Genomic DNA, 23025 nt, shown 5'->3' with positions numbered 1-23025 from the left:
TAGTGGCTGTGGCAATAAAACATCATCAAATTCATTGTCATTGCTGTCGCTTTTGTTACTTTTAGTCAGAGTTGTTAAGGAATGTTACTTTGTTTCCAATAGATGAGACGATGCATACTTCGATCTTTTATGTTCTATATGTCTTGTAAATCAAACAAGCGAACAACGTTTTAATAAGATAACCAATTTTTTAAGGAGAGCGAAATGCTTGACGCTTTTTCTAGAGCTGTAGTTTCAGCCGATGCTAGCACCTCTGTAGTAGGTGATATTAATGCTCTTAAGGCATTCGTAGCTAGCGGCAACCGTCGTTTGGATGCTGTAAATGCGATCGCCAGCAATGCAAGCTGCATGGTTTCCGATGCAGTAGCAGGTATGATTTGCGAAAACCAAGGCTTGATTCAAGCTGGTGGCAACTGCTACCCTAACCGCCGCATGGCAGCTTGCTTGCGTGACGCTGAAATCGTTCTACGTTATGTCACCTACGCTTTGTTGGCTGGTGATTCATCTGTATTGGATGATCGTTGCTTGAATGGTTTGAAAGAAACCTACTCTGCTTTGGGCGTACCTACCACCTCCACAGTACGTGCTGTCCAAATCATGAAGGCACAAGCAGTTGCTCACATTCAAGACACCCCTAGCGAAGCTCGTGCAGGCGCTAAACTCCGCAAGATGGGTTCTATCGTTGTTGAAGATCGTTGCGCTAGCTTGGTTGCTGAAGCTTCTAGCTACTTCGATCGCGTAATCGCAGCTCTTAGCTAATTGATTGCTCAATTACGATTTTACTGATTGAGATTTGCTCAGACAGACTAAAACTAAAGCTCACTAGTATAAAAAGAATCCAGTTTGGAGATTTAATAAATGAAATCCGTTGTTACTACCGTCATCGCCTCTGCTGATGCAGCAGGTCGTTTCCCTAGCACCTCTGACCTAGAATCAGTACAAGGTTCTATCCAACGTGCAGCAGCACGTTTGGAAGCTGCTGAAAAGCTAGCTGCTAACCTTGATAACGTAGCTACCGAAGCTTACAATGCATGTATCAAGAAGTATCCTTACCTCAACAATGCTGGTGAAGCAAACTCCACCGACACCTTCAAGTCCAAGTGTGCTCGTGACATCAAGCACTACTTGCGTTTGATTCAGTACAGCCTAGTTGTTGGCGGTACAGGTCCTTTGGACGAATGGGGTATTGCAGGTCAGCGCGAAGTATACCGTGCTTTGAGCTTGCCTACCGCTCCTTACGTAGAAGCTTTGAGCTTTGCTCGTAACCGTGGTTGCACACCTCGCGACATGTCAGCACAAGCATTGACTGAGTACAATGCATTGCTCGACTATGCAATCAACTCACTCTCCTAATCAATTGATTTGATAAGGGCTGTGCTTCGCTTAGCTCTTGAGAAAAAAAAGAAGAGGAAGCGCTAAGCGCTTCCTCTTCTTTTTTGGTGTTGCTAGTTAATACTAATTCAAAAAAGTGTTGTCACACTTTTTTGAATTAAAAGCCAAACCCAGTAAGGGTTTTAAAAGCACAAAGTGACTACACTACTTCATGCTTTGGTATAAGTTGGTTAGCGATTGATATAATTTTAAGATTATGGATAAACGCTTTAATAGTTTTTTTAACCTGACAGAAGATCAAGCGATCGCTCTTTTAGATACACCTCAGGATCAAATAGGTGAGGAGGATTCTCGCTATATTGCCGCTTCTCATTTAATAAATTTCTCAACTGATAAATCGATCGCCGCTCTTAGTAGAGCCATTCAACAAACAGACGATGCGATAGATAATCGGATCGTGCGGCGGAAGTCTGTCGAAACATTAGGAAAACTACGAGCATCTCAAGCATTACCCGTGATTCGTGAATGTTTAAGTGAGTCTGATTGTTTTTTAGTAGAAAATGCCGTTTGGGCGATCGGTGAGATTGGCACTGATAACGAACAGATATTAGAAGAAGTTGCTCAGTTATTAGGTATATCGGGGCAATCCTATCGCGCTATTATTCAGACTTTAGCGAAACTAGATTACAAACCAGCATTAGATCGGATTCGCAAATTTACAACTGAAAGTGACCTGCCCTTAGCTAGCGCTGCCATTACTGCAATTTGTCGTCTGACGAGAGACTATTCGCAAATGGAGCAAGTAGTTGATCTACTGCATAACGCTAGTGTGATTGCCAGACGATTATCAATTCAAGATTTAATCGATGCAAATTATCATGCGGCGATTCCTGATATTTCCACCTGTCCAGTATCCCTAGTGTTTCGATTGCGCGGAATTAGAATGTTAGGCGAAGAAGGAATTAAAGCAGGCGCGATCGCATTCTCAGACGTGCAACCTTACTTAGAAAAATCCTTGCGTGACCATCCCGATGATTTGCTGTTAGTACATAGTTACGATGGTTTACCAGCGCTATCTTTTTTACTGCGCGAATTATACGAAACCGATTTTGGGCGTTGTTATCTTGCTATCAAAACCATATTAGATAGCTATGCTGATGTAGCACCAGAAGCACTTTTTGGAACATATGCGGAAGAGGCTCACAATGACTATGGCGCTCACTTCCATGTGATGAAACTTTTTGGATGGCTGAAATATGCTCCCGCTTATGATTTATTGCTGACTGCTTTGCACAATAAGCAACCACAGTTCCAAAAATCACGCGCTGCCGCCGCAATAGCCCTTGCCGAAATCGGTGATGAAAGAGCTATCCCAGAAATTAAGGCTTGTCTAGATACGCCCATTTGGGATCTCAAATATGCATCTCTGATGGCTTTAGAAAAATTCGGTGATCTCAGCGCCTACAAAATCTTAGCCAACGACAGCGACCTATTAATTCGCGAAAAAACCAAAACCCAAAAACTTTGATAATGGATCAAAATCCCAATTATCAAAGTTTTTGAATTACATTTTTTACTTTTTACTTTTACCATTTTCCTTGATTAAACTATGTCTACAGAAACGCTATTTCAACAGCTCAAACATCCCAACCCTAATCTTCGCAATCAAGCAATGTGGGAACTAGCCGAAAACTATGATGAAGAGATCATCGCTAAGTTAATGAGCGTTCTTGATGAACAGGATACGAACTATCGCCGAGCAGCAGTTAAAACCCTTGGCGAAATCGGTCATGCTACAGTGCCACAATTAGTACAAGCAATGCTGCATAGTGACAATGTCACCGTCAGAGGCAGCGCAGCGAAGGCGATCGCGCAAGTTGTGATTTGTCATCCTGAGGAGCCATTATCACCAGAAGGTGTACAAGGTCTAAAAGCGGCGTTACAAGATCCGAATCCTGTCGTCAATATTGCGGCGGTAATGGCGATGGGCGAGATCGGTGAGCCTGTTGTTCATATTTTGATTGAGGCTTTAGCAGAAACCGATAATCCTGCTTTGGCAATTTCCCTAGTCAATGCGATCGCTACAATTGGAGATAGCCGTGGCATTGATGTGTTGCAAGCAATTATTAAGGACGAGTCGGCAGATTCCTACGTAAAAGAAGCTGCAACTAGTGCAATCTCTAGACTAGAGATGGTGGCAGGTTTTAAGAGAGGGCAAGCTTAGGTTAATATGCTAGCAGTCTTTTTTGAAGGAAAATCTCCCGAATACCATGTCTGATCCCAAAGTTAGCGCCGCCGTAGCCAGTCTCTATAATACTTATCCATTCCCCCCAGAACCAATCTTGGATGAACCACCACCTGGGTATAACTGGCGATGGAATTGGCAAGCAGCCTGTAGCTTTTGCACTGGGCAAAAGCCTGCAACAGACAATATTCGGATTCTTGATGCTGGTTGTGGATCGGGAGTTAGTACAGAATATTTAGTCCACCTGAATCCTGAAGCCACCGTCGTGGGAATTGATCTCAGCGAAGGAACTCTTGCCGTTGCCAAGGAACGTTGCAAAAGATCGGGAGCAACTAGAGTAGAATTCCATCATCTCAGCTTATTTGATGCCGATCAGCTTGAAGGAGAATTTGATTTAATCAACTCAGTGGGAGTACTGCATCATACATCCGATCCAATTCGGGGAATTCAGGCTTTGGCAAATAAGCTCGCCCCTGGGGGATTGCTACATATCTTTGTTTATGGTGAATTAGGTCGATGGGAAATCAGATTAATGCAAGAGGCGATCGCGTTATTGCAAGGTGACAAGCGTGGAGATTATGTCGATGGCGTAAAAATTGGTAGAGAAATATTTGCAACCCTTCCTGAGACTAATGCTCTGCGTCGTCGTGAGAAAGAACGATGGGAAATGGAGAATACTCAGGATGCTTGTTTTGCCGATATGTATGTGCATCCCCAAGAAATTGATTACAACGTTAATACGCTGTTTGAATTAATTGATGCATCGGGTTTGGAGTTTCTCGGGTTTTCAAATCCTCATGTGTGGGATTTAGATCGCCTAATTGGGAAAGTTTCAAACTTAATTGAGCGATCGCAACATCTCTCTGAACGTCAGCGCTACCGTCTTATTGAAGTTCTCGATCCTCAGACAATCTCTCATTATGAGTTCTTTTTGGCACGTCCTCCAATTCCTAAGCAGACTTGGCAAGTTGATGTAGATCTCCTAGCAGCAATTCCTGAGCCTAGTCCCTGTATCTATGGCTGGAAAGATAGCCCTAACTTCTTTGACTATAATTATCAACTTGCGAAAATTGGTGATGCTGCGTGGAAGTTCTTGCTAGCTTGTGACGAAAACCAAACTAAACAGCAAACTGTTGCTCAGATCTTACAGTCTGTAGATGCAAGTTTAGAAGATGTGCGATCGCTTCAAAAACAACAAGTTATTCTTTTGAATAAAATCTAATACATTATACCAAAACACAAAGTGGCTGCGCCACTTTGTGTTTTTAAAACCCTTACAGAGTTTGGTTTTTAATTCACAGAAGTGTTGTCACACTTTTGTGAATTGGTATTACTAGTTGGTGTTACGTGGAACTCAGGGCATGAATTTCTTGCTGCTAGCACAGCAGGGCAACCACGGGGGGATTGCCCCTACCTGAATAATTTAAATTTTTTGTAGGGGCTGCGCCCCCGTGCCAGCCCCGATCCTTCAACATTGCAGGAATTCCTTCCACGTAACATCAGTTACTAGGATAAATCAAAGCCCAAAAGATGAGTGGCAGCGCTTCGTGCTGCCACTCATCTTTTGGGCTTTATCTCCTAAGCAAACCTTACATTGCTAGATAATTGCTGTGAACAATTTGTGCGATCGCCTGATTACCAATGTTTTCTAGATCCCAAAAAGAGATACGGAGCTTTGTTCCACATCTCTTTTTTTGGATCTAGAAATTAATTTTATGGAATATTTCTAATTTCAACTTAGCTGATTGCGGAACTGTTTAGCGCTGATTGCCAGCAATAAAACCGCAAAAATGGCAAGCATCACTACATTCATCCATAAAGCTTCTAAACCTACACCCTTTAATAAGATTCCTCGCACGATCGCTACATAGTGACGTAAAGGATTAAACCACGAGACATAGTAAAAGAATTCAGGCATCGTTTCCACGGGTGCGATCGCGCCTGAGAGTTGCACCATTGGTAAATTGATAAAAAACGTAGTCAGAACTACCTGCTGCTGCGACTGACAGAGAGTAGCCAACATAATGCCCACCCCAATACCCACAAAAACATATAGCCCTGAAAGTATCAGAAACAATAGGAAATTACCTTGAAAGGGAATTCCAAATACAAATCTTCCTAAGCCCAAAGCTAGAAATACATCGCCCATGAGCAGAACGAATAAAGGCACGATCTTAGAAACTAGAATTTCCCAAGGTTCCGATGGAGTCATGAGCAGTTGTTCTAAGGTTCCTGTATCCTTTTCGCGAACCAGAGTGATCGAAGAAACAATCGAACCAATCAGGGTTAGCACCAGCCCGATCACCCCTGGTACAAAGAACCAACTACTGGCTAACCCTGGATTATAGAGAAAGGTCACATGAGTATCTACAGGCGGTGAGAGCGATTGACCTGTGAGCTTTAAGCTATATTGGCGCACGATTTGACTAACGTAACCATTGGCAATTCCCGCAGTGTTGGCATCCACACCATCGATGAGTACTTGGATTTCGGTAGACTTATCCTTCGCAAGATTGCGATTTAATTCGGGCGGAATTACCACACCTACGGTCAGCTTCCCTTGCTCCACCTGCTGACCTAATTCTTTTTCGCTAGAGAGAGTTTGCTCAAGATTAAAAATCCGATTTTCCGTAAAAGAGGAGATTAATTCACGGCTTTCGTGCGATCGCGCATAATCCACGACCCCCATTTTCAGAAAATGCACATCGGGATTGAGGGCAAATCCATAGATTAGTAATTGCACGGTGGGCGGAAAAACCAACAAAATAATTAACTGTTTATTTCGTAAAATTTGATTGATTTCCTTTCGCACCAAAGCCCAAAAGCGACTTTCAAAAAACCAGTTAAACATTTTTTAAATTCTCATCTCAATTAAATTTGCGTTATTACCCACTCGCTAAAAGCTAAAAGCTATCACTCCGTCAACTGCATTTTGCTTAAGACTCTTCGAGCAACGTTAAAAAAGAACATCCCGATCGCGAAAATCATCAGTTCGGCAAACCATACGCCAATCCAACCAGTACCGCGTACATAGGCATCGCGAGTGATTTCAATAAAATAACGAGCAGGAATGACATTGGGTAATAGAGACAGAGGAAAAGGAATATTACTTAATGGATAGATAAAGCCTGATAGAAGTAGGGCTGTGAGAAATCCCACAAGGGCAACGCCCTGTACTGCGGCATTTTGGTTGGTGGTGCGCGTTCCCAACATCGTGCCGAACATCACACTCGCCCATAGATAGATCGGGATGGCTACAAGCAAAGGTGTGGGATCGCCCGCAAAACTGAGTCTGAAGACGATCGCTCCGATACCCATGACAACTAGTGCAATCCCAAGACTGACGATCAGATAGGCTAAGCCTTTGCCTAAAATCAATTCCGTAGAAGTCATACTAGAAGCATAAACTTGCAAAATCGTTTGACGCTCTTTTTCGCGAACCATCGCGATCGCAGACAGTAGCGAAGGGAAAATCCATAGCACCACTGCATAGACACCGGGGACGATATAGAGCGATTCCTGTCTGGCGGGATTGAACCATAGGCGCGATCGCGTGGTGAGTAAATTCGTTTCAGGAATTAAGCCTTCGGATTGCATAAAGTCATTGGTTGTTGCCTTGATGCTGTTCTTAATCACTCTGGCATTGTTGCTATCGGTTCCATCGACTAGCACTTGGACATCGGCGATATTTCCTGCGGCAATGCGGCGACTGAACTCAGGGGGAATAATTATCCCTGCCTTGGCGATCGCGCGATCGAGGGCAATTTCTACCGAGTCATTCACACTCCAAGGCACAAAGATAAATTGATTGGTGGCAAATAGCTTAGCGACATAGCGCTGACTAATCGGACTGCGATCGTAATCTTGAATCACAAGGGGAATGTTCTTCGCTTCTAGCCGAATGGCAAAGCCGAAAATAAATAGTGTAATCAATGGCAGTAAAAACGCTAAAGCCAAGGTCAAGCGATCGCGCTTAAATTGCGATAGTTCCTTGCTACATTGTGAAATAATTCTTTTCATAGGCTTATTTTTAGAGTTGAATAAGTCATGGCTCGTGGATTTAAATTTTTAAAATTAGAACATACAGATTTTTTAATTGTATCTTTAGTTTTATTGTCAATTAAAGATTATCTATTTGTGAAATCAATGGTTTAAAATGTATTTATTAGGCTTTTAAAAACCAATTAATCTAAACAGGTTTAAATTTTTTTAATTTCATACTGCATATCTATTTGTCTTTGCATATCTCATACTAAGATTTTATTGTGTAGTTAGAGAAGACTTGAGGATCTGGTCTTAAGTATTGACAATCCACAGCCATATTAGAGTCACCAGATTTTTTTAAGAATTTGCAAAATACTCCTTGCGAAATATTTTCGTGAATCTTTTCGGCGTGATATCTACATAAAAAACAATTTTTGATTTTCAAATCTTTTCTATAAGCCTCAACTATCTTATGTTTATAGAAATCGCCTTCTTCTATGCAATCTGTAAGTCGAACATACTCAAAATATAGGACTTTTGAGTGTAATAATTCCATATAATCTATCGATTTTCTGATAAACCTACTTCTTCCATTTTTATCAATAATAAAAGCGTTGTGTAGTAATTCTTTTTCTGCATAAGGGACAATGCCATTTATACATTTCCCTTTACACCAGTCATCTTTTTTATTCATTTTTTTAAAGTTTATAAACTGAATTCTATGGGATTCCTCCAAGATACATGATTCAATTTCCTTGATATTTTCTTCAGAGTTAATTATAAATTGTATAATCCTATAATTCGAGTTAATTTTTGCTTCACTAGGTAAGTGTGTAACTACAACCTCAAAGAAAATCTTTTCTTTATTATCAGATTCCAGTAATACGTCTGGTATAAAAGAATCTACTTTGTGTTCCAGATAGATTTTCTTGAAAAATTGAGTTAATTCAAATTCTTGTATGTTTGGTTTTAGAAGACAAGTAGTCAAAAAGTCTTTTTCATAGAAATTGCAAACTGGATACTTAAGTATTCTAATTTTGAATGGTTTGTTATTGTCTAAACAATCTTGATAAGTTTGATAAAATTTAGTCTTTGCTAATTTGTGTAAATATGTTTCAGGAGAACAGTTGATTTCTCTGATAACTTTATGGCGAAAATGCTTAACTTTCTTTTCACCAAGAACAGGAACCATCTCGTTACCACATCCTAAACAAATAAAATCGCTTTGCTTAGTTGCTTTTGATAATGTTTGAATATCAATAATCTTTTGTTGACTATCGTAAGCAAATTTATACTTAATCATATTCTTTTTCTCCTTACTCAGATAAATGAGCTATACCAGCCTCTGATCGCTGTACCGTTCCGATAAAAGCATCTTCCAAAGAGAAAGGTACGGGACGATCGCTAAAAATTTGAATGTGATTTTCGGCTAGATGCGATCGCATTTGCGGCAACTCGACCGATGGATCGTCTAGTACTACATGGAGGCGATCGCCAAAGATCGAGACGCGCCAAGGCTCCAAAATTGTTTTTAGGTAATTAGCGGCTTGTTGATTGCGATCGACCTTCAGTTCGATTAACTGCCCGACTTGGGCGGCTTTGACCTCCGTAGGCGAACCTTGCAAGACCACCTCACCAGCCACCATAAAGCCCATGCGATTACATTGTTCCGCTTCCTCTAAATAATGCGTGGTCACTAAAATCGCCGTTCCCTGCCGTGCAAAATCATTAATCGTGCGCCAAAACTGTCGCCTTGCCAAAGGATCGACCCCAGAAGTCGGCTCATCTAAAAAGAGAATTTCTGGCTCATGCATCACCGAAGCCCCAAAGGAAACACGTTGCTTCCATCCCCCCGGAAGTTTACCCGTCAGCATATTTTCGCGTCCAATTAAACCACAGGTTTCTAAGACCCAAGCAATTTTTTGTTGGCGTAAATGTTGAGGAACTTCGTAAACGCCACAATAGAATTCTAAATTCTGAAGAATACTGAGATCGTCATAGAGCGTGAACTTTTGGCTCATGTAGCCGATCCGTTTCCGTAACGCACTACTGCGTAAATTCTGGCTCTGTCCTGCTAAGGTCATTTTGCCGCTCGTTGCTTCCAGCAAGCCACATAGCATTTTAATCGTCGTGGTCTTGCCTGCACCATTCGCGCCCAACAGTCCGTAAATCTCTCCATAGCGAATTTCTAGATTCACCTCTTTGACGGCGCGAAATTTGCCAAAGGTCTTTTGGAGATTTTTAGCAGCGATCGCCACACGATCCATTCTTGCATAACTCAAATTCTGTGCCTTAGATCGCGGAAAAGGCAGAAATAAGGGATCGGAGCCTTGCTGCCGCAGTCTGGTGACAAATACATTTTCAAGGGTTGCTTCGCTGGCTTGAATGCTATCAATCGGGACTAAACTTTCGCTAAACGCCTGTCTCACGGCTCGCTCATCGGTTTCTAGATTTTCTACCAGCACATCTAAGCGATCGCCAAAGGTCTGCACGTCAGCAATGCTCGATCGCCCCCTTGCGGTTTCTAAAAGTACCTCTTCCGCCGCCGCTAGCGCCGATGTCCTTACCTCTAAACGCTGCAATCTCAGATTGGCGCGTAATTGCGGTAATGTGCCGATTTCGCTAATTTGTCCTTCATACATCAGGGCGATGCGATTACAGCGCTCGGCTTCATCGAGATAAGGCGTTGCTACGACAATGGTCATCCCATCATCGGCAAGGGCAGCTAGCACATCCCAAAACTCACGGCGCGATACGGGATCGACTCCTGTAGTCGGTTCGTCTAGCAATAGCAATCGTGGCTGGGACACTAAGGCACAACAGAGAGCCAGCTTTTGTTTCATCCCGCCTGATAATTGACCTGCAAGGCGATCGCCAATCCTCTCTAAACTCATTAAGCGTAAATACTTATCGCGCCGCAGTGCAAATTGATCGTCGGGAACCTGTCGCAATCCCGCACTATAGCGTAAGTTTTCATCAATGCTCAAATCTAAATAGAGCGAAAATTGCTGCGTGAGATAGCCAATATTTAATCGAGCAGTGCGCGGGGCTTCTCCTAATACCAATACTTCTCCACCAGAAGATTCCATTACACCGCCTAAGATATGGAAGCAAGTGGTTTTCCCTGCGCCATCGGGACCAATCAAGCCAAATATTTCTCCCTGTTGAACTTCAAAATTGATGCCTTTAACTGCCGTAAAGTTGCCGTAGCGCTTCGATAGATTTCTTACAGAGATTACAGAATCAAAGGAGATAGAGTTCTCAACTGAGGGATTAGAAGTAAGCAGCATTGTTTTTTAGGGAGTATTTATAATTCGATCGCACTCATCCAAAAAGATTGAGGTAAATTCTTGAACTTCCTCTAGTTAGATTAATTACTTCAAATCAATCTCAGCATCGGCAGGCATACCCGACTTCGCAAAGCCTTCAGGCCGATCGATCGCTAACTTAATTCCAAATACTTGCTTAACGCGATCCTGCTTGAAATAAATATTTTCAGGAGTAAAGGAAGCTTTGGTGTCGATCTGCGAAACATGGGCGATGAAGGGCTTATTCGGGCTGGAATCGAGAAATACTCTAGCGGTTTGTCCCACGCGAATCTTGCCAATTTGACCTTCAGGAATGTAGCCCCTGAGATAGACTTGATTGGGATCGAGGACGGTGAGTAGAGTTTTTCCCGTTGCCACTACTGCGCCTGACTCAAGCGGACGACTCTGGACAATGCCATCGATCGGACTCTTCACCTTAAAGGAATCCAATCGCTTTTGAATCCGATCGCGTTCAGCCTGAGCATTCTTGACCTTTGCCTGAGCGGCGACTAATTTCGCCTGTGCTTGACTCCTTTGCAAATAATAGGTATCCAGTTGAGCGGTACGAATATCGGGGTTTAAGCCCGTAGATTGCACCTGTATCGAACCACCTTGAGCCGCACGGAAGCGATCGCCTGCTGCCCTCACCGCCGCCTGACTCGCCACCAACTTGGCTTCGGCTGTATCGACATTCGCCATCGCCGTCGAAAAAGTCGTTTGTTTGAGATCGAACTGCTGCTGATTGACGGCTCCTTCTTTTACCAATTCGGCATAGCGATCGCGTTCGATTTTTGCCAGTTTTAACTCGGCTCTCGACTGTTGTAATTGCGCTTCCGATTGCTTCACTTGTGCTTCCGCTTGCCGCAAATCTGACTCGGTCGCGGAAACTGTAAATTGAGCTTGATCGATACGTCCAACGGCATCACCTTCTGATTGTTTTAGGTTCAAGGTTGCCTCGCGGATGCGACTTTCAGCAACGGCAACTTCAGCTTGGGCTTGCACTTCCTCTTGGCGTGCTGATTCAATTTGGGCATTTAAGCCGCTGAGTTGCGCGGGAATTTCTTCATCTTCCATCTCAACGATCACTTGTCCTTTTTTAACAGGATCGCCCTCACGCACCAAAATTGCTGCCACTCGTCCGCCCGTCTTTGCGCCAATATCAGTTTCATCGGATTCCAATCGTCCACTAATATGTAAAACAGTTTCCGCAGGCTTTGGCAAAATTGTCCATATCCCATAGCCGATCGCCCCAATCGCCAACACGATCGGGATCGCTAACCGAGGATTGAATTTTTTCGGTGGATTTTTCGGTGAATCCCCTACTTGTTCGGGATTTTGCGAGGCTGGCTCTGTCTGAGGCACTTTCGAGGAGTTGGGGGCAGCATGTGTCATAACTTAGAGATTGCCAAAGCATCAAGTTTTTTACATCATACTAGACAGTCTAGTATAATAGGATTAAGTTTTTACATCAACTTCATGAATTCTCTCGAAAGTATCTCTCTGAATAGCAATCAACCCAGTAATACGAAACAACACAAAATATTGCAGGGAGCGATGCAGGTCTTTTTTCGGGATGGCTATGCGGGGACGAGCATGGATCGGGTAGCGATCGAGGCAGGAGTTTCTAAGCAAACTATCTACAGCTATTTTCATGATAAAGAGAGCTTATTCAAAGCGCTGATCGAACAAATTACGATCGCGAGATTTCATACTCTCTTTGAGTCAAAGGAATTGTGTGGTGAACCTGAGCAGTTACTGCGACAGTTAGCAGAAATCTACTTACTCAAAGTTGGTGAGGATCGAGAATATCTCAGTCTATTAAGAGTAATAATTGCGGAATCTTCACGGTTTCCTGAAATGTCAAAACTTTACTACCAAACTGTCATTCAACGTGGACGGCAATTATTAAGTCAATACTTTGATTCTCGTCCAGAATTAGGCATTAAAGACTCGGAAGCCACAGCACATATTTTCTTTGGTTCACTAGTCTCTTATGTGGTAGTACAGGAGATTATTCATGGTAAGGAAATCATGCCACTTCCTGCTCAAAGATTGGTAGATAGCCTGATTGATCTGATTCAAGGATAATAAACTACACAACTTTTATTGAAATTTGTGCAGTTTACTTCATCGTAAAGCGCTGTAAGATACAGACTAGTCACCATTTAGTAGTCTTTCCCCATGCCATCCCGATCTGCAAATTCATCATTTATAAACAATTACTGGCAAAAGTTCTTACCTTGGATAGAATCCTGTGCGATCGCCGCTTGGGGAATCACATTGCTGAAGCTATGGCTTGCTGGACAGCTATATCTCTTAATCCATCCTAACTATATTCCACTAACCATAATTGCAGGTATCGGACTCACTGTAGTGGGAATAGCAGAAGCTTGGCGCGTAGCCAAACGGCGACGAGGCTATAACAATACTCAGCAACATGTGACATTGATCAAGCCATCCTTGAGTAGCAGTTTACTTTTAATTGTAGCGATCGTCGCTTTATGTATCAATCCTCGCCCTTTCACCAGCGAAAAAGCAATTCATCGTGGCGTAATTGATAATATTGCCGATGCTAGAACTATTCCCAAATCTTTTCGCGCTAGTAACCGTCCTGAAGAGCGCACTCTCGTAGAATGGGTTCGTACGATCAGCGCCTACCCTGAACCTGATGCTTATAAAGGACAGAAGGTAAAGCTTACAGGCTTCGTCGTCCATGCACCTGATCAACCAGACAATATGTTTCTAATTACGCGATTTGTGATCACCTGCTGCGCTGCTGATGTCTATCCTGTCAGTCTGCCAGTAAAGATTACGGGAAGTCGTTCTAGCTATCCACCCGATCGCTGGTTACAAATAGAAGGTCAAGCCGATGTGGAAACATCCAATGGCAAGCGCCAAGTTGTGATCGTCGCAAGTAATATCACTGCGATCTCGGAACCGAAAAACCCATACGATTACTAAGTACTTCGACAGAAGAACGCTTAAACATCAAAAAAAGCAAAGCACCCACTACACGGTCGCTTTGTTTTTTTTGATATGTAGTTCTTAAGAATTAGATGACATCAGCAAACGTTCGTTCCATTTTTCTAAAATACCAAATACCACTCCAAAGAAACAACAAAACAAGTACCAAAGATAGAGTAAAGCCAGGTAAATAAAGCTTAGATTCACCCCCCAAAATAGCCCAACGAAAACCATCAATCACCCCTACTATTGGATTGATGGAATATAGCAACCGCCATTGGTCTGGAACTATACTGCTACTAAACCCAACTGGAGAAATATACAGCCCAAATTGGATGATAAATGGCACAACAAACCGAAAGTCTCGATACTGCACAGTCAGCGCCGCCAACCATAAACCTACCCCCATAGAGGCTGCAAAGGCAATCAGAATAAAAATCGGCAAAGTCAAAATGCGCCAATCAGGGACAAAGCTATAATATGCCATTAATCCCAACAAAATCATCCCTGAAATCAAGAAATCCACAAAACTCACAATCACAGCACTAGTCGGCACAATCAATCGAGGAAAGTACACCTTAGAAATCAAATTTGCATTTCCAACTAAACTGTTACTGCATTCACCCAAAGCATTAGAAAAAAACTGCCAAGGAAGCATTCCTGTGAAAACAAGAATTGGATAAGGTACTCCTTGATCAGGCAATTTAGCTAACTGTCCAAAAACTACAGTGAACACAACCATCGTCAAAAATGGTCTAATCAGCGCCCAAGTAATCCCGATCGCAGTTTGCTTGTATCGCACCAAAATATCGCGCCATGCTAAGAAATAAAATAGTTCCCGATAGCGCCACAAATCCTTCCAATACTGCTTCTCAGTTCGCCCAGCTTCAATTACTAGTTCTTTTTGGGAAATGCTACTTTGGTCATCCATAACGTATTTACATCCTTTCAGTCCACAACTCTCATACTTTCTTCCCAGTGAAAGACGTTTTGGCGCGGAGCGCCAAAACGTCTTTCACTGGGAAGAAAGTATATTTGGTACTTTATTAAATCGTAGATCCCTTATGCATCGCATTAATATTTTATATATTAAAAAACAATAAAAAACTCATGCGAATAAATCGTTTTGATAATAAAATAACTGGACTAGATTTTAGAGCCTTCATAGCAAGCTTGCGAGACGAATTCTTATTGCCCTTTTGTAATTCTTGCCACGCATAATTAGAATATGTAAAACTATTTTGGCGAGCATTGATATATCTTAGTGCAATCTTGGCTAACAGATGGCTTCTTTGAATTGAAGCAGGCAGCCAAGCAAAAGCATGAATGTAATTTGAAAATAAAATTTTTAAAGTATCTTTGAATCCATACTTTGGAGCAAGATCATAGAACTTGCTTTCTGATTGATGGCGAGAAAATGGTTGTGCTCCAAAGGATTCAGCCTCAGCCTTACTTGGATTACAAATAAAAACTTTCAGTAAGTCTTCAGTGATTTGCTTAAAGTAATCAGATTTACATTCTTGTGGTTGTAGATTTTTAGTTAGACACTCAGCAAAATCAACAATTGCCTGATGCTGCACTAATAAGCCCCACTCAATACCACTTTCATTACTTTCAGATCTTAAAATAGGTATATACCTGTCATCTTGTTTGTCATATCTAACCGTACTTCCATGATCTGCTGCCATAAATAACTCTAAAATTTGAGGATCACATAAAAAATAGCGATCGCTTCTGTCATTAACTCCCAGAAAATAAGGCATTAACTGATCCTTCGGGAATGCCTGAGTACTACTAAGTAGACCAAAGAAAAAGCCTTGTAAGCCCGTATCTGGGTAGATGTTCCCTGCTGCTAAAAGATTACTCAGAGATCTTTGAGATTTACCAGACCAGCCAATATCTACTGTTGCATAAGGTATTTTGTCTCCCATTCCTTCTTGCTTAAAGTATCCAATAGCTTTGTCCCGAAATATCTTAGCCATAGCAAGAATTTGCTCTAAAACAGATGAATCTTGAAAGATTTCTCTCAAGATCATAAGTTCACTATCATTAAGCGCTTTGTCCCAACTGTCTTCTCTAAAGTCATATCTAGAGAGGATATCAGCAATTAGTTCTGGCTTCAGATTAACTCGTTCGCAGATAATCCGAATCGAAAGAAATCCCGGATTATCCATAAGCCAATTAAATTCCTGTTCACCTATAGACTCAATGGCGGGAAAGTGAAAAGCTTGCCTCGACCCGTAAAAATATCGGCAATCAATCTCATATCCCCATTGACTGATGATCGTTTGAGCAACCTTGAAAAGAATTTGCCCATCCCTAGCCATGAAATATAGTCTTTGAATACCTTTCTGCTTCGCTTCTATTAAAACCCAATAGACGAAGCCAAAAATGATCGGCGCAATAACATTAGAAGCAGTGTTCCAAATCGTCTTATTATTTATATCAGTTTCAGGACAATGTAATCGACATATACGGGTGGTTTCAACCAGTTGAGATCTAAAATAAGATGATAGCTTTTCATTTTCTACTATCAACTGTTCATAACGATTGAGATCTGTTTTTATTGAAAGAGAAGAACTTACATCCATTTGTTTAACTACACATACTTAATAACAAGCTTAAGAAGGGAAGTGCTATTTTAAAATTACAAAAAATTAATTGTTTGCTTTAATTCCATCTGTGATTATTTCCTTTTTAGTTTTGGGACGACTCATTTTGCATTTGATGATACTTCCATAAACTACCTTTCTTCTCTATAAGCTCTTGATAACTTCCTTGTTCAACAATCTCTCCTTTTTCCAAAACAACTACGTTATCAGCACGAACAATTGTCGAAAGTCGATGGGCAATCATAATTACCGTACATCCCTTTGATAAGTTTTCTAATGATTCTTGAATCAATCTCTCTGTTACAGAATCAAGAGCACTTGTTGCTTCATCTAAAATCAAAATTTCAGGCTTTCGTAGCAAAGCTCGTGCGATCGCAATTCTTTGTCTTTGTCCGCCTGACAATCTTACACCGCGATCACCAAGTATTGTATCAAATCCCTCAGTCATTTCTAGGATAAAATCCAGAGCATTGGCTTGTTTAGCAACTTCTTGTAACTCTATTTCATCAACTATATCTACTCCATAAGCAATGTTTTCTCTAACTGAAGCATTGAATATAAATGTATCTTGGCTGACAATAGCCATCTTACGACGTAGAGAATTGATTTCCAAATCCCTCAAATCAATTCCATCAATCAGGATTCTACCCTGAGTTGGGTCATACAATCTTGGGATTAAATCAGCTAATGTAGTTTTTCCTGCTCCTGAAGTACCGACTAGTGCTGTAGTTTGACCACATTTAATAGACAAATTAATATCCTGTAAAATCGGTTGATCTGCACTGTAACTAAAATTAACTGACAAAAAATCAATGGAATTATCTAGATTTTTGAACTCTAAGCTTCCATTTAATAGATAAACTTTATCCTCTTCTTGCAGAATACTCCTAATTTTACTGTATGAGCCTGCAAAGCCTGCTAATTCTGTTCTTATACCATTAACCTGTTGCACAAGGGGCATCATACGAAACAAAACAAACATAAGAGTCAGCAAAGCAGAGATTTCTAATTTTCCCGCAATTACGAGAAAGTTAAATGCTACTAAAATAATACCAATCAAAATTGCAGTGGAAATAGATTCTGCCAAAGGACGTACAAGACTCATATAAGAGAACAAATTAAGATGTGTCTTCTTCAAATTTAATGAGCTTTTATAAAATCTTTCCCTCTCAAATTTTTGTGTGCATGAGGTTTGGATTGTGCGAATACCATTAATAAATTCAAGTGTACGAGAAGCAAAACTAGAATAAGCTTGTGATGTTGGGAAACTCAATTCTCTTACTTTAATGCCAAATTTTGTTATAAATAACGACAATGCACCAAATAGAATTAAAGCAACTATGGATAATTGCCAAGATATAACAAACATTGAGATAATGTAAACTATCAGCGTTGCCCCAGAAATACCAAGTGCCGAAGTAGATGAAAAAGACCGCTGGATAGACTCTATCTCATGTGTCATTGAATTGATTAAGTCGCCAGACTTTGAACTTGAGTAATAACTCAAACTCACACTTAACAACTGCTCAAACATTGATTTATGTAAGCGATCACCAAATGAAGACTCTGTTGATAGAGCAAATACTGCCGCCCAATAAGAAAATATTGAACGCAAAAAAGCAGCAACAATCACTAAAAGCCCCAATCTGTTGAGTCTTTCTGTATGGCTAGATTGTACTCCTAAGATAAAAGTGTCTATCCAACCTGTACCTGCTTGAGATGATGATGCGCTATGACTAGTTATACTTTGTAGGAATAAATTAATTACTCCTACAGCAATCCCTTCAAATACTACTCCTAGAAGAGAAAATATTATTGCAAGTAAAGCAATTAACCAAAAATACTTAAATTCCCGAAGAAAAATGTAGTTGTGTCGCCAAAATTTACTGTTTCTTACAATATTTTTGAAAAAATCTGTTTTCAGGAACATGGGTTTGACCAATATCTATCTTGAGTCTCAATTTAAAACTGACGTAAGAAGCGTAAGTCACTAGTAAATAGACGGCGGATATCGTCTATTTTATGTAAAACCATAGCTACACGATCTACACCAAATCCCCAAGCAAACCCAGTAACTAGTTCAGGATCATAGCCAACAGCCTTGAAAACGTTTGGATCAACCATACCACAGCCACCAAGTTCCAGCCACCGTCCATTCCACATAACATCAACTTCAGCAGATGGCTCAGTGAAAGGGAAGTAGCTAGGACGGAAGCGAATAGGACATTCACCGAGTAATTCTTCCACGAAGGTTTTGACAGTGCCTTTGAGATCCCCAAAAGTTAGCCCTTCTTCGACAGCTAAAAGCTCGATCTGATGAAAAATTGGTGAGTGAGTAGCATCTATGTCATCTTTGCGATAAACACGTCCAGGACAAGCGATTCTTAAAGGGGGATCGTTTTCTTCCATATAGCGAATTTGCACTGAGGAAGTTTGCGATCGTAGTAATTTCCCATCACTCAAATATAGAGTGTCTGCCATGTCACGGGCTGGATGGTCAGCTGGTGTGTTTAGAGCTTCAAAGTTATAATAATCTGTCTCGATTTCTGGTCCTTGAGCAACGGTAAATCCCAAACCCACCAAAATATCCAACATACGGTCAATTGTGCTTTGGATTGGGTGTTGTCTACCTTGATAAGAATGCAGTATTCCTGGCATTGTCACATCAAGAGTTTCTGCTTCCAAACGCTTGGCAATTAATAATTGCTGGATTTTAGTTTTGCGTTCTTCTAGCTGGGTTTGTAATGTTTGCTTAACCTGATTGGCGATCGCACCAACTTGAGGACGTTCTTCAGCAGATAATTTACCCATCGCGCCAAGAATCTGAGAAAGAGTACCTTTCTTTCCTAAATACTCAACTCTTAACTGCTCTAATTCTTCAGGAGTTTGCACATCTCCAACTGATTTTGTTGCGAGTTCTGCTAGAGATTGCAATTGGGCAGTTAAGCCCTCTAAGTCCGTTGCCATCAACGCTTCCTATTTGTTTATGAAGAATTCTTTCTATGATAACTTTAGCAGAAAAAATACAAACTCTGAGGCGATCACTAAAGTTCATTAGTACGCTCTATATCTATAGTCAGTCAAAAAACTACAGAGAGTTGAGGCTCTTCGCGCCTCAACTCTCTGTAGTTTTTACGATTAAACCTTATCTTTTGGCACTAGCTAAAAATGCCATTGGATCGATCGCACTGCCACCATTAGGACGGATTTCAAAGTGGAGATGAGGTCCAGTACTAAAACCAGTGCTTCCCATTGCGCCAATGGTCTGACCTTGGCTAACGGTTTGACCTTCTTTGACATATAGCTCATTCATGTGAGCATATCTGGTGATTGTGCCATCAGCATGGCGAATATCGATCATATTGCCATAGCCACCATCATTCCAAGTAGCATACTCAACTACACCCGAAGCTGCTGCCAAAATTGGCGTGCCAACAGGTGCTGCGATGTCGATACCTGCATGAATTCTGCCCCAACGCCAGCCATATCCAGAGGTAAATACACCATCGGCAGGCCAGATAAACCCAGTTGACAATCCATAGTCTTGGACATCTGGCAAGTAAGCGCTAGCCGTCAATTGTGGCAACTGTGGAGAAATTCCTGAGCGATCCCCAGGATTTGCGATCGCACTACGATTACTATCGAAATTGCGATCAGGATTAGGTGAAGCATTTAAGTTGGCTGCTGCAATTCTTGCGGCTTCGGCTTTACGAGCTGCTTCCTTGATTTCAGCTTCACGAACTTTACTGTTAAGTTGATCCACTTCTGATTCCAGACGCTTAACTTCAAGAGAAGTCATCCTTGCTTCAGGCTCAGGCAATAGGGCAACTTGATTTGGCTGTGCAATGATCCCAGTCTGCTGGTCAATAGATGCTGATACTGGAACTTTCGGTACAAGGCTAGCAGCTGACCTTGCAGGGATCTGAACGTTCGGTTCAGATGCAGGTTGTGGGACAGCAGATGCAGGCTCGGAGTTAGAGTTACCATTTTGTTCGACTACCCGATTTGCAGGAATAGTCGGAACTGATATTGCTGCTACTGGCGAAGACTTTGTAACTGGCTCAGCTGCTGGTTGGTTTATTGTTTCCACAGGAGCATTAACCAAACTGACTCTCTGCTCCTTGATCAGTGCTGTAGGAATCTGCGGTAACGATAAAGCTGTCGCAATTCTCGGGGAGAATTGAATCTTAGGCTCAGCTACTGGTTGAGAAGAGTTTGCTTCAATGGGTATTGATCTATTGTTGCTAAACTGCTCGGCTGCACTTGATGAAGGAATAGCTGGTGTAGCGATCGATCTGGCTGGCAGATTAAGTGCCGTTGAAGACATCGCAGGACTTTTCTTATTGTTAGAACCGCCTAATTCACCGAGTAGCTGACTGGGCGCAAAGGGAAAAAGTGCAACTGCAACCTTAATTGCTGGCTCACCAGCAACTGGGAGGTTTGGTTGTATAGCTGTTGATTTTGCTTGCAGGCTAGCTGACTGCTCTTGTGCGGGTGTAATTGGCAGATTCGCAGAAGCCTCAGTTCCAGTTAGCTGCATCAATCCGCCCCATGGGGAAATGCGATTAGCTGCTGCAATTTTTACTGCATCTTTTGGCAAAACCATCGGTGTTGCCGCAGTAACCATGACTGGCTCAACACCTCTAGGGGCAGAATATTCTCCAACTCTAGTAGTCTCTGACAAAGATGCTACAGGAGAAGGGATCTGCTTAATCGGCTTTTCATTAGAAGATGCAATCGTTTGGGTTGCTGGCAGATTGCGATCTTGAGGAAGCTTTAACTCTTGATTAAGCTCCAACCATTGAGGGTTTTCTAGCTTATTTGCTTCGATAATTGATTTTTGAGTAATTCCGTTGCGACGTGCGATTGTTTCAATGGTGTCGCCATTCTGAACTCGGTAGGAAATATACTTTGGCTGCTTAGCAATGTCGTTCTCAGCCATAGTTGACTTAGAACTAGTGCTAGCTAATGTAGCTACTGCTTTTTTACCTTCTAATTCCTGTAAACGCTGCATTAAGCGCTCTTTTTCAGCAACTAACTGTCTCTTAACATGACCTTCTTTAACTTGCATTAAAGTCGATACATTTCCTGGAATTACTAGAGACTGGTCAATAGCCAAAAAGTCGCCAGAACTTAAAGACGTAAACTTAATAATTTCACTCTTGGGAACGTTGTAGTAACTGGAAATAGCCTCCAGAGTGTCCCCAGATTTAACCTTGTGCACCAATCCGTTCACAGGAGGAATTAGTAGCTTAGTGCCAGGTTGTAACTCAGTATTTGCACTGATGTTATTTGAAGCCGCGATCGCAGCCGCGTCAACTTGATAAACTTGAGTTAGTTTCCATAAGGTTTCATCTTCTCTAACCTCATGCACAATAACGCCTTGGGAGTTGTCCCATATACCTGAGGCGATCGCAGTTCTTGCCATTTCATATTTGCGATCCTGATTTTGCGACATCACATCAGTCAATGTTCGAGATGACGCAGCAACAGGTGAAGCTTTAAGATTATTGTTTGCTGATTGTTGGTTTACCAACACCCCCACAGTCCCAGCGGATAGAGCAAATCCTAAAACTGCAAGTGAACGACGGACCTTCAAAGAGGACATCTTTTCACCCAACGTCAGGGAAACATTGGTTGTTAGATCCTCGTCTTTAGAAGATATCTTTTTCAAAAAACTGCCTCCTCTTAACTAGCTTTGCTCCTGATAAATCAAGTGTGAGAATAAGGCGAGTTAAATAATTAAGCTTAGAACTGCTGAACTATTAACTCAACTTAAGGAGCAATTACATTTAATAAGTTACCTTGCTTTTTTCCTTAAAACAAGTTCATTGTGAACAGTAAAAAAGCAGATTTTATGTATTGAATCAGCAATTCTTTCTCATTACACATAAGACATAGTTTTGTCAACAATCAATTTGGTAAAATAATCTTGCAAAATCTTTAAAAAAACAATTTGTACTTAACTATACCTAAAGATAGTTTTTGTTAAAAACCATATTTCCTAATCGATCCCTTTTTTGGGTCTAGAAGATGATTTTGCTTAATTCGAGTTCTTAAGGTATCTCTCATCTCCACACATAGCAATAGCAGTAATTATAGTTTTTCATAGTAGTTAGCTCTTACTATCTCCATTTTGCTCCTATTTACTGCATTTAACGATTAAAATTAATTTATTTCATTGTGTAATCATTTTTTAACAATTTGCTAGAAAAAATTTACAAAATAAATCTCACGCAAGTTATTTACAGATTTTTTTTATCTTTTGGTTAGAATTTTCAGATAAGACTGGCTCATCTAAATTCCATAGAGACCGCTTTATACCAATTCACGGAAGTGTGACAACACTTGTATGAATTAAAAACCAAACCCAGTAAGGTTTTTTAAATTAAGAAATGGTGTAGCCGTTTCTTAATTTGGTATTACTTATTTCCCTACAAGGCGATCAATCAAACCCCAAAGAGAGTTGCACCGTGAAGCGATACAACTCTCTTTGGGATAACCCTATAAAAATCGGTTTTTTGAAAGCCCACCTATGGTGAGCTTTCAAAAAACCGATTTTGGTGTTTCCAGCGCCTTT

At 41.3% G+C, this 23025-nt stretch carries 17 protein-coding genes; 7 read left to right on the top strand and 10 right to left on the bottom strand.

Annotated elements, in window-relative coordinates:
* The first annotated feature begins 204 nt into the window (after window positions 1-204).
* From cpeB to PseudUWO311_RS10750, 5 genes are all read left to right on the top strand, one after another.
* A complete protein-coding gene (gene cpeB / locus PseudUWO311_RS10770; protein ID WP_142655247.1) occupies window positions 205-759 on the top strand; it encodes a C-phycoerythrin subunit beta in 555 nt (184 codons plus the stop codon).
* A gap of 99 nt (window positions 760-858) precedes the next feature.
* Window positions 859-1353 (top strand): C-phycoerythrin subunit alpha, encoded by a 495-nt coding sequence (cpeA, locus tag PseudUWO311_RS10765; protein ID WP_142655246.1) that lies wholly within the window; start codon window positions 859-861, stop codon window positions 1351-1353.
* 235 nt (window positions 1354-1588) lie between these two features.
* Window positions 1589-2860, top strand: a complete 1272-nt coding sequence (locus PseudUWO311_RS10760; RefSeq protein WP_142655245.1) for a HEAT repeat domain-containing protein — start codon at window positions 1589-1591, stop codon at window positions 2858-2860.
* Window positions 2861-2941: 81 nt separating this feature from the next.
* Window positions 2942-3556, top strand: a complete 615-nt coding sequence (locus PseudUWO311_RS10755) for a HEAT repeat domain-containing protein (RefSeq protein ID WP_142655244.1) — start codon at window positions 2942-2944, stop codon at window positions 3554-3556.
* A 46-nt stretch (window positions 3557-3602) separates the two neighbouring features.
* The gene (locus tag PseudUWO311_RS10750; protein WP_142655243.1) at window positions 3603-4799 is read left to right on the top strand and encodes a class I SAM-dependent methyltransferase; all 1197 of its coding nucleotides are present in this window, start codon (window positions 3603-3605) and stop codon (window positions 4797-4799) included.
* A 510-nt stretch (window positions 4800-5309) separates the two neighbouring features.
* Here PseudUWO311_RS10750 and PseudUWO311_RS10745 read toward each other — a convergent pair.
* The 5 genes from PseudUWO311_RS10745 to PseudUWO311_RS10725 all read right to left on the bottom strand — a co-directional run bounded on the left by PseudUWO311_RS10745 (window position 5310) and on the right by PseudUWO311_RS10725 (window position 12261).
* Window positions 5310-6428 carry an ABC transporter permease gene (locus tag PseudUWO311_RS10745; RefSeq protein ID WP_142655242.1) on the bottom strand — a complete coding sequence of 373 codons (1119 nt, stop codon included), beginning with the start codon at window positions 6426-6428 and terminating at the stop codon, window positions 5310-5312.
* 62 nt (window positions 6429-6490) lie between these two features.
* Window positions 6491-7597 carry an ABC transporter permease gene (locus tag PseudUWO311_RS10740; protein ID WP_142655241.1) on the bottom strand — a complete coding sequence of 369 codons (1107 nt, stop codon included), beginning with the start codon at window positions 7595-7597 and terminating at the stop codon, window positions 6491-6493.
* A 232-nt stretch (window positions 7598-7829) separates the two neighbouring features.
* The gene (locus PseudUWO311_RS10735; protein WP_142655240.1) at window positions 7830-8864 is read right to left on the bottom strand and encodes a hypothetical protein; all 1035 of its coding nucleotides are present in this window, start codon (window positions 8862-8864) and stop codon (window positions 7830-7832) included.
* A gap of 13 nt (window positions 8865-8877) precedes the next feature.
* Window positions 8878-10851, bottom strand: a complete 1974-nt coding sequence (locus PseudUWO311_RS10730; protein WP_142655239.1) for an ATP-binding cassette domain-containing protein — start codon at window positions 10849-10851, stop codon at window positions 8878-8880.
* Between the two features lie 84 nt (window positions 10852-10935).
* Window positions 10936-12261, bottom strand: coding sequence for an HlyD family secretion protein (locus tag PseudUWO311_RS10725; RefSeq protein ID WP_142655238.1), 1326 nt, complete (start codon window positions 12259-12261; stop codon window positions 10936-10938).
* Between the two features lie 84 nt (window positions 12262-12345).
* Here PseudUWO311_RS10725 and PseudUWO311_RS10720 point away from each other — a divergent pair, with 84 nt between their 5' ends.
* Both PseudUWO311_RS10720 and PseudUWO311_RS10715 read left to right on the top strand, forming a co-directional pair.
* Entirely contained in the window at window positions 12346-12957 is a 612-nt protein-coding gene (locus tag PseudUWO311_RS10720) for a TetR/AcrR family transcriptional regulator (protein ID WP_142655237.1), read from the top strand.
* Window positions 12958-13050: 93 nt separating this feature from the next.
* Window positions 13051-13830 (top strand): TIGR03943 family putative permease subunit, encoded by a 780-nt coding sequence (locus PseudUWO311_RS10715; RefSeq protein WP_142655236.1) that lies wholly within the window; start codon window positions 13051-13053, stop codon window positions 13828-13830.
* A gap of 91 nt (window positions 13831-13921) precedes the next feature.
* Here the strand turns inward: PseudUWO311_RS10715 and PseudUWO311_RS10710 are convergent, their stop codons facing one another.
* The 5 genes from PseudUWO311_RS10710 to PseudUWO311_RS24600 all read right to left on the bottom strand — a co-directional run bounded on the left by PseudUWO311_RS10710 (window position 13922) and on the right by PseudUWO311_RS24600 (window position 22053).
* Entirely contained in the window at window positions 13922-14764 is an 843-nt protein-coding gene (locus tag PseudUWO311_RS10710) for an ABC transporter permease (protein WP_142655235.1), read from the bottom strand.
* Window positions 14765-14915: 151 nt separating this feature from the next.
* Complete coding sequence (locus PseudUWO311_RS10705; protein WP_142655234.1) at window positions 14916-16424, bottom strand: hypothetical protein; 1509 nt, start codon at window positions 16422-16424, stop codon at window positions 14916-14918.
* A gap of 106 nt (window positions 16425-16530) precedes the next feature.
* Entirely contained in the window at window positions 16531-18375 is a 1845-nt protein-coding gene (gene hepA, locus PseudUWO311_RS10700) for a heterocyst formation ABC transporter subunit HepA (RefSeq protein ID WP_142655233.1), read from the bottom strand.
* Between the two features lie 32 nt (window positions 18376-18407).
* Complete coding sequence (pheS, locus tag PseudUWO311_RS10695) at window positions 18408-19412, bottom strand: phenylalanine--tRNA ligase subunit alpha (protein ID WP_142655232.1); 1005 nt, start codon at window positions 19410-19412, stop codon at window positions 18408-18410.
* A gap of 178 nt (window positions 19413-19590) precedes the next feature.
* Window positions 19591-22053 (bottom strand): LysM peptidoglycan-binding domain-containing M23 family metallopeptidase, encoded by a 2463-nt coding sequence (locus PseudUWO311_RS24600; RefSeq protein WP_142655231.1) that lies wholly within the window; start codon window positions 22051-22053, stop codon window positions 19591-19593.
* Between the last annotated feature and the right edge of the window lie 972 nt (window positions 22054-23025).

Source organism: Pseudanabaena sp. UWO311 (assembly GCF_006937785.1).
Taxonomy (GTDB): domain Bacteria; phylum Cyanobacteriota; class Cyanobacteriia; order Pseudanabaenales; family Pseudanabaenaceae; genus Pseudanabaena.
This window is presented reverse-complemented; position numbering and strand designations above follow the sequence as displayed.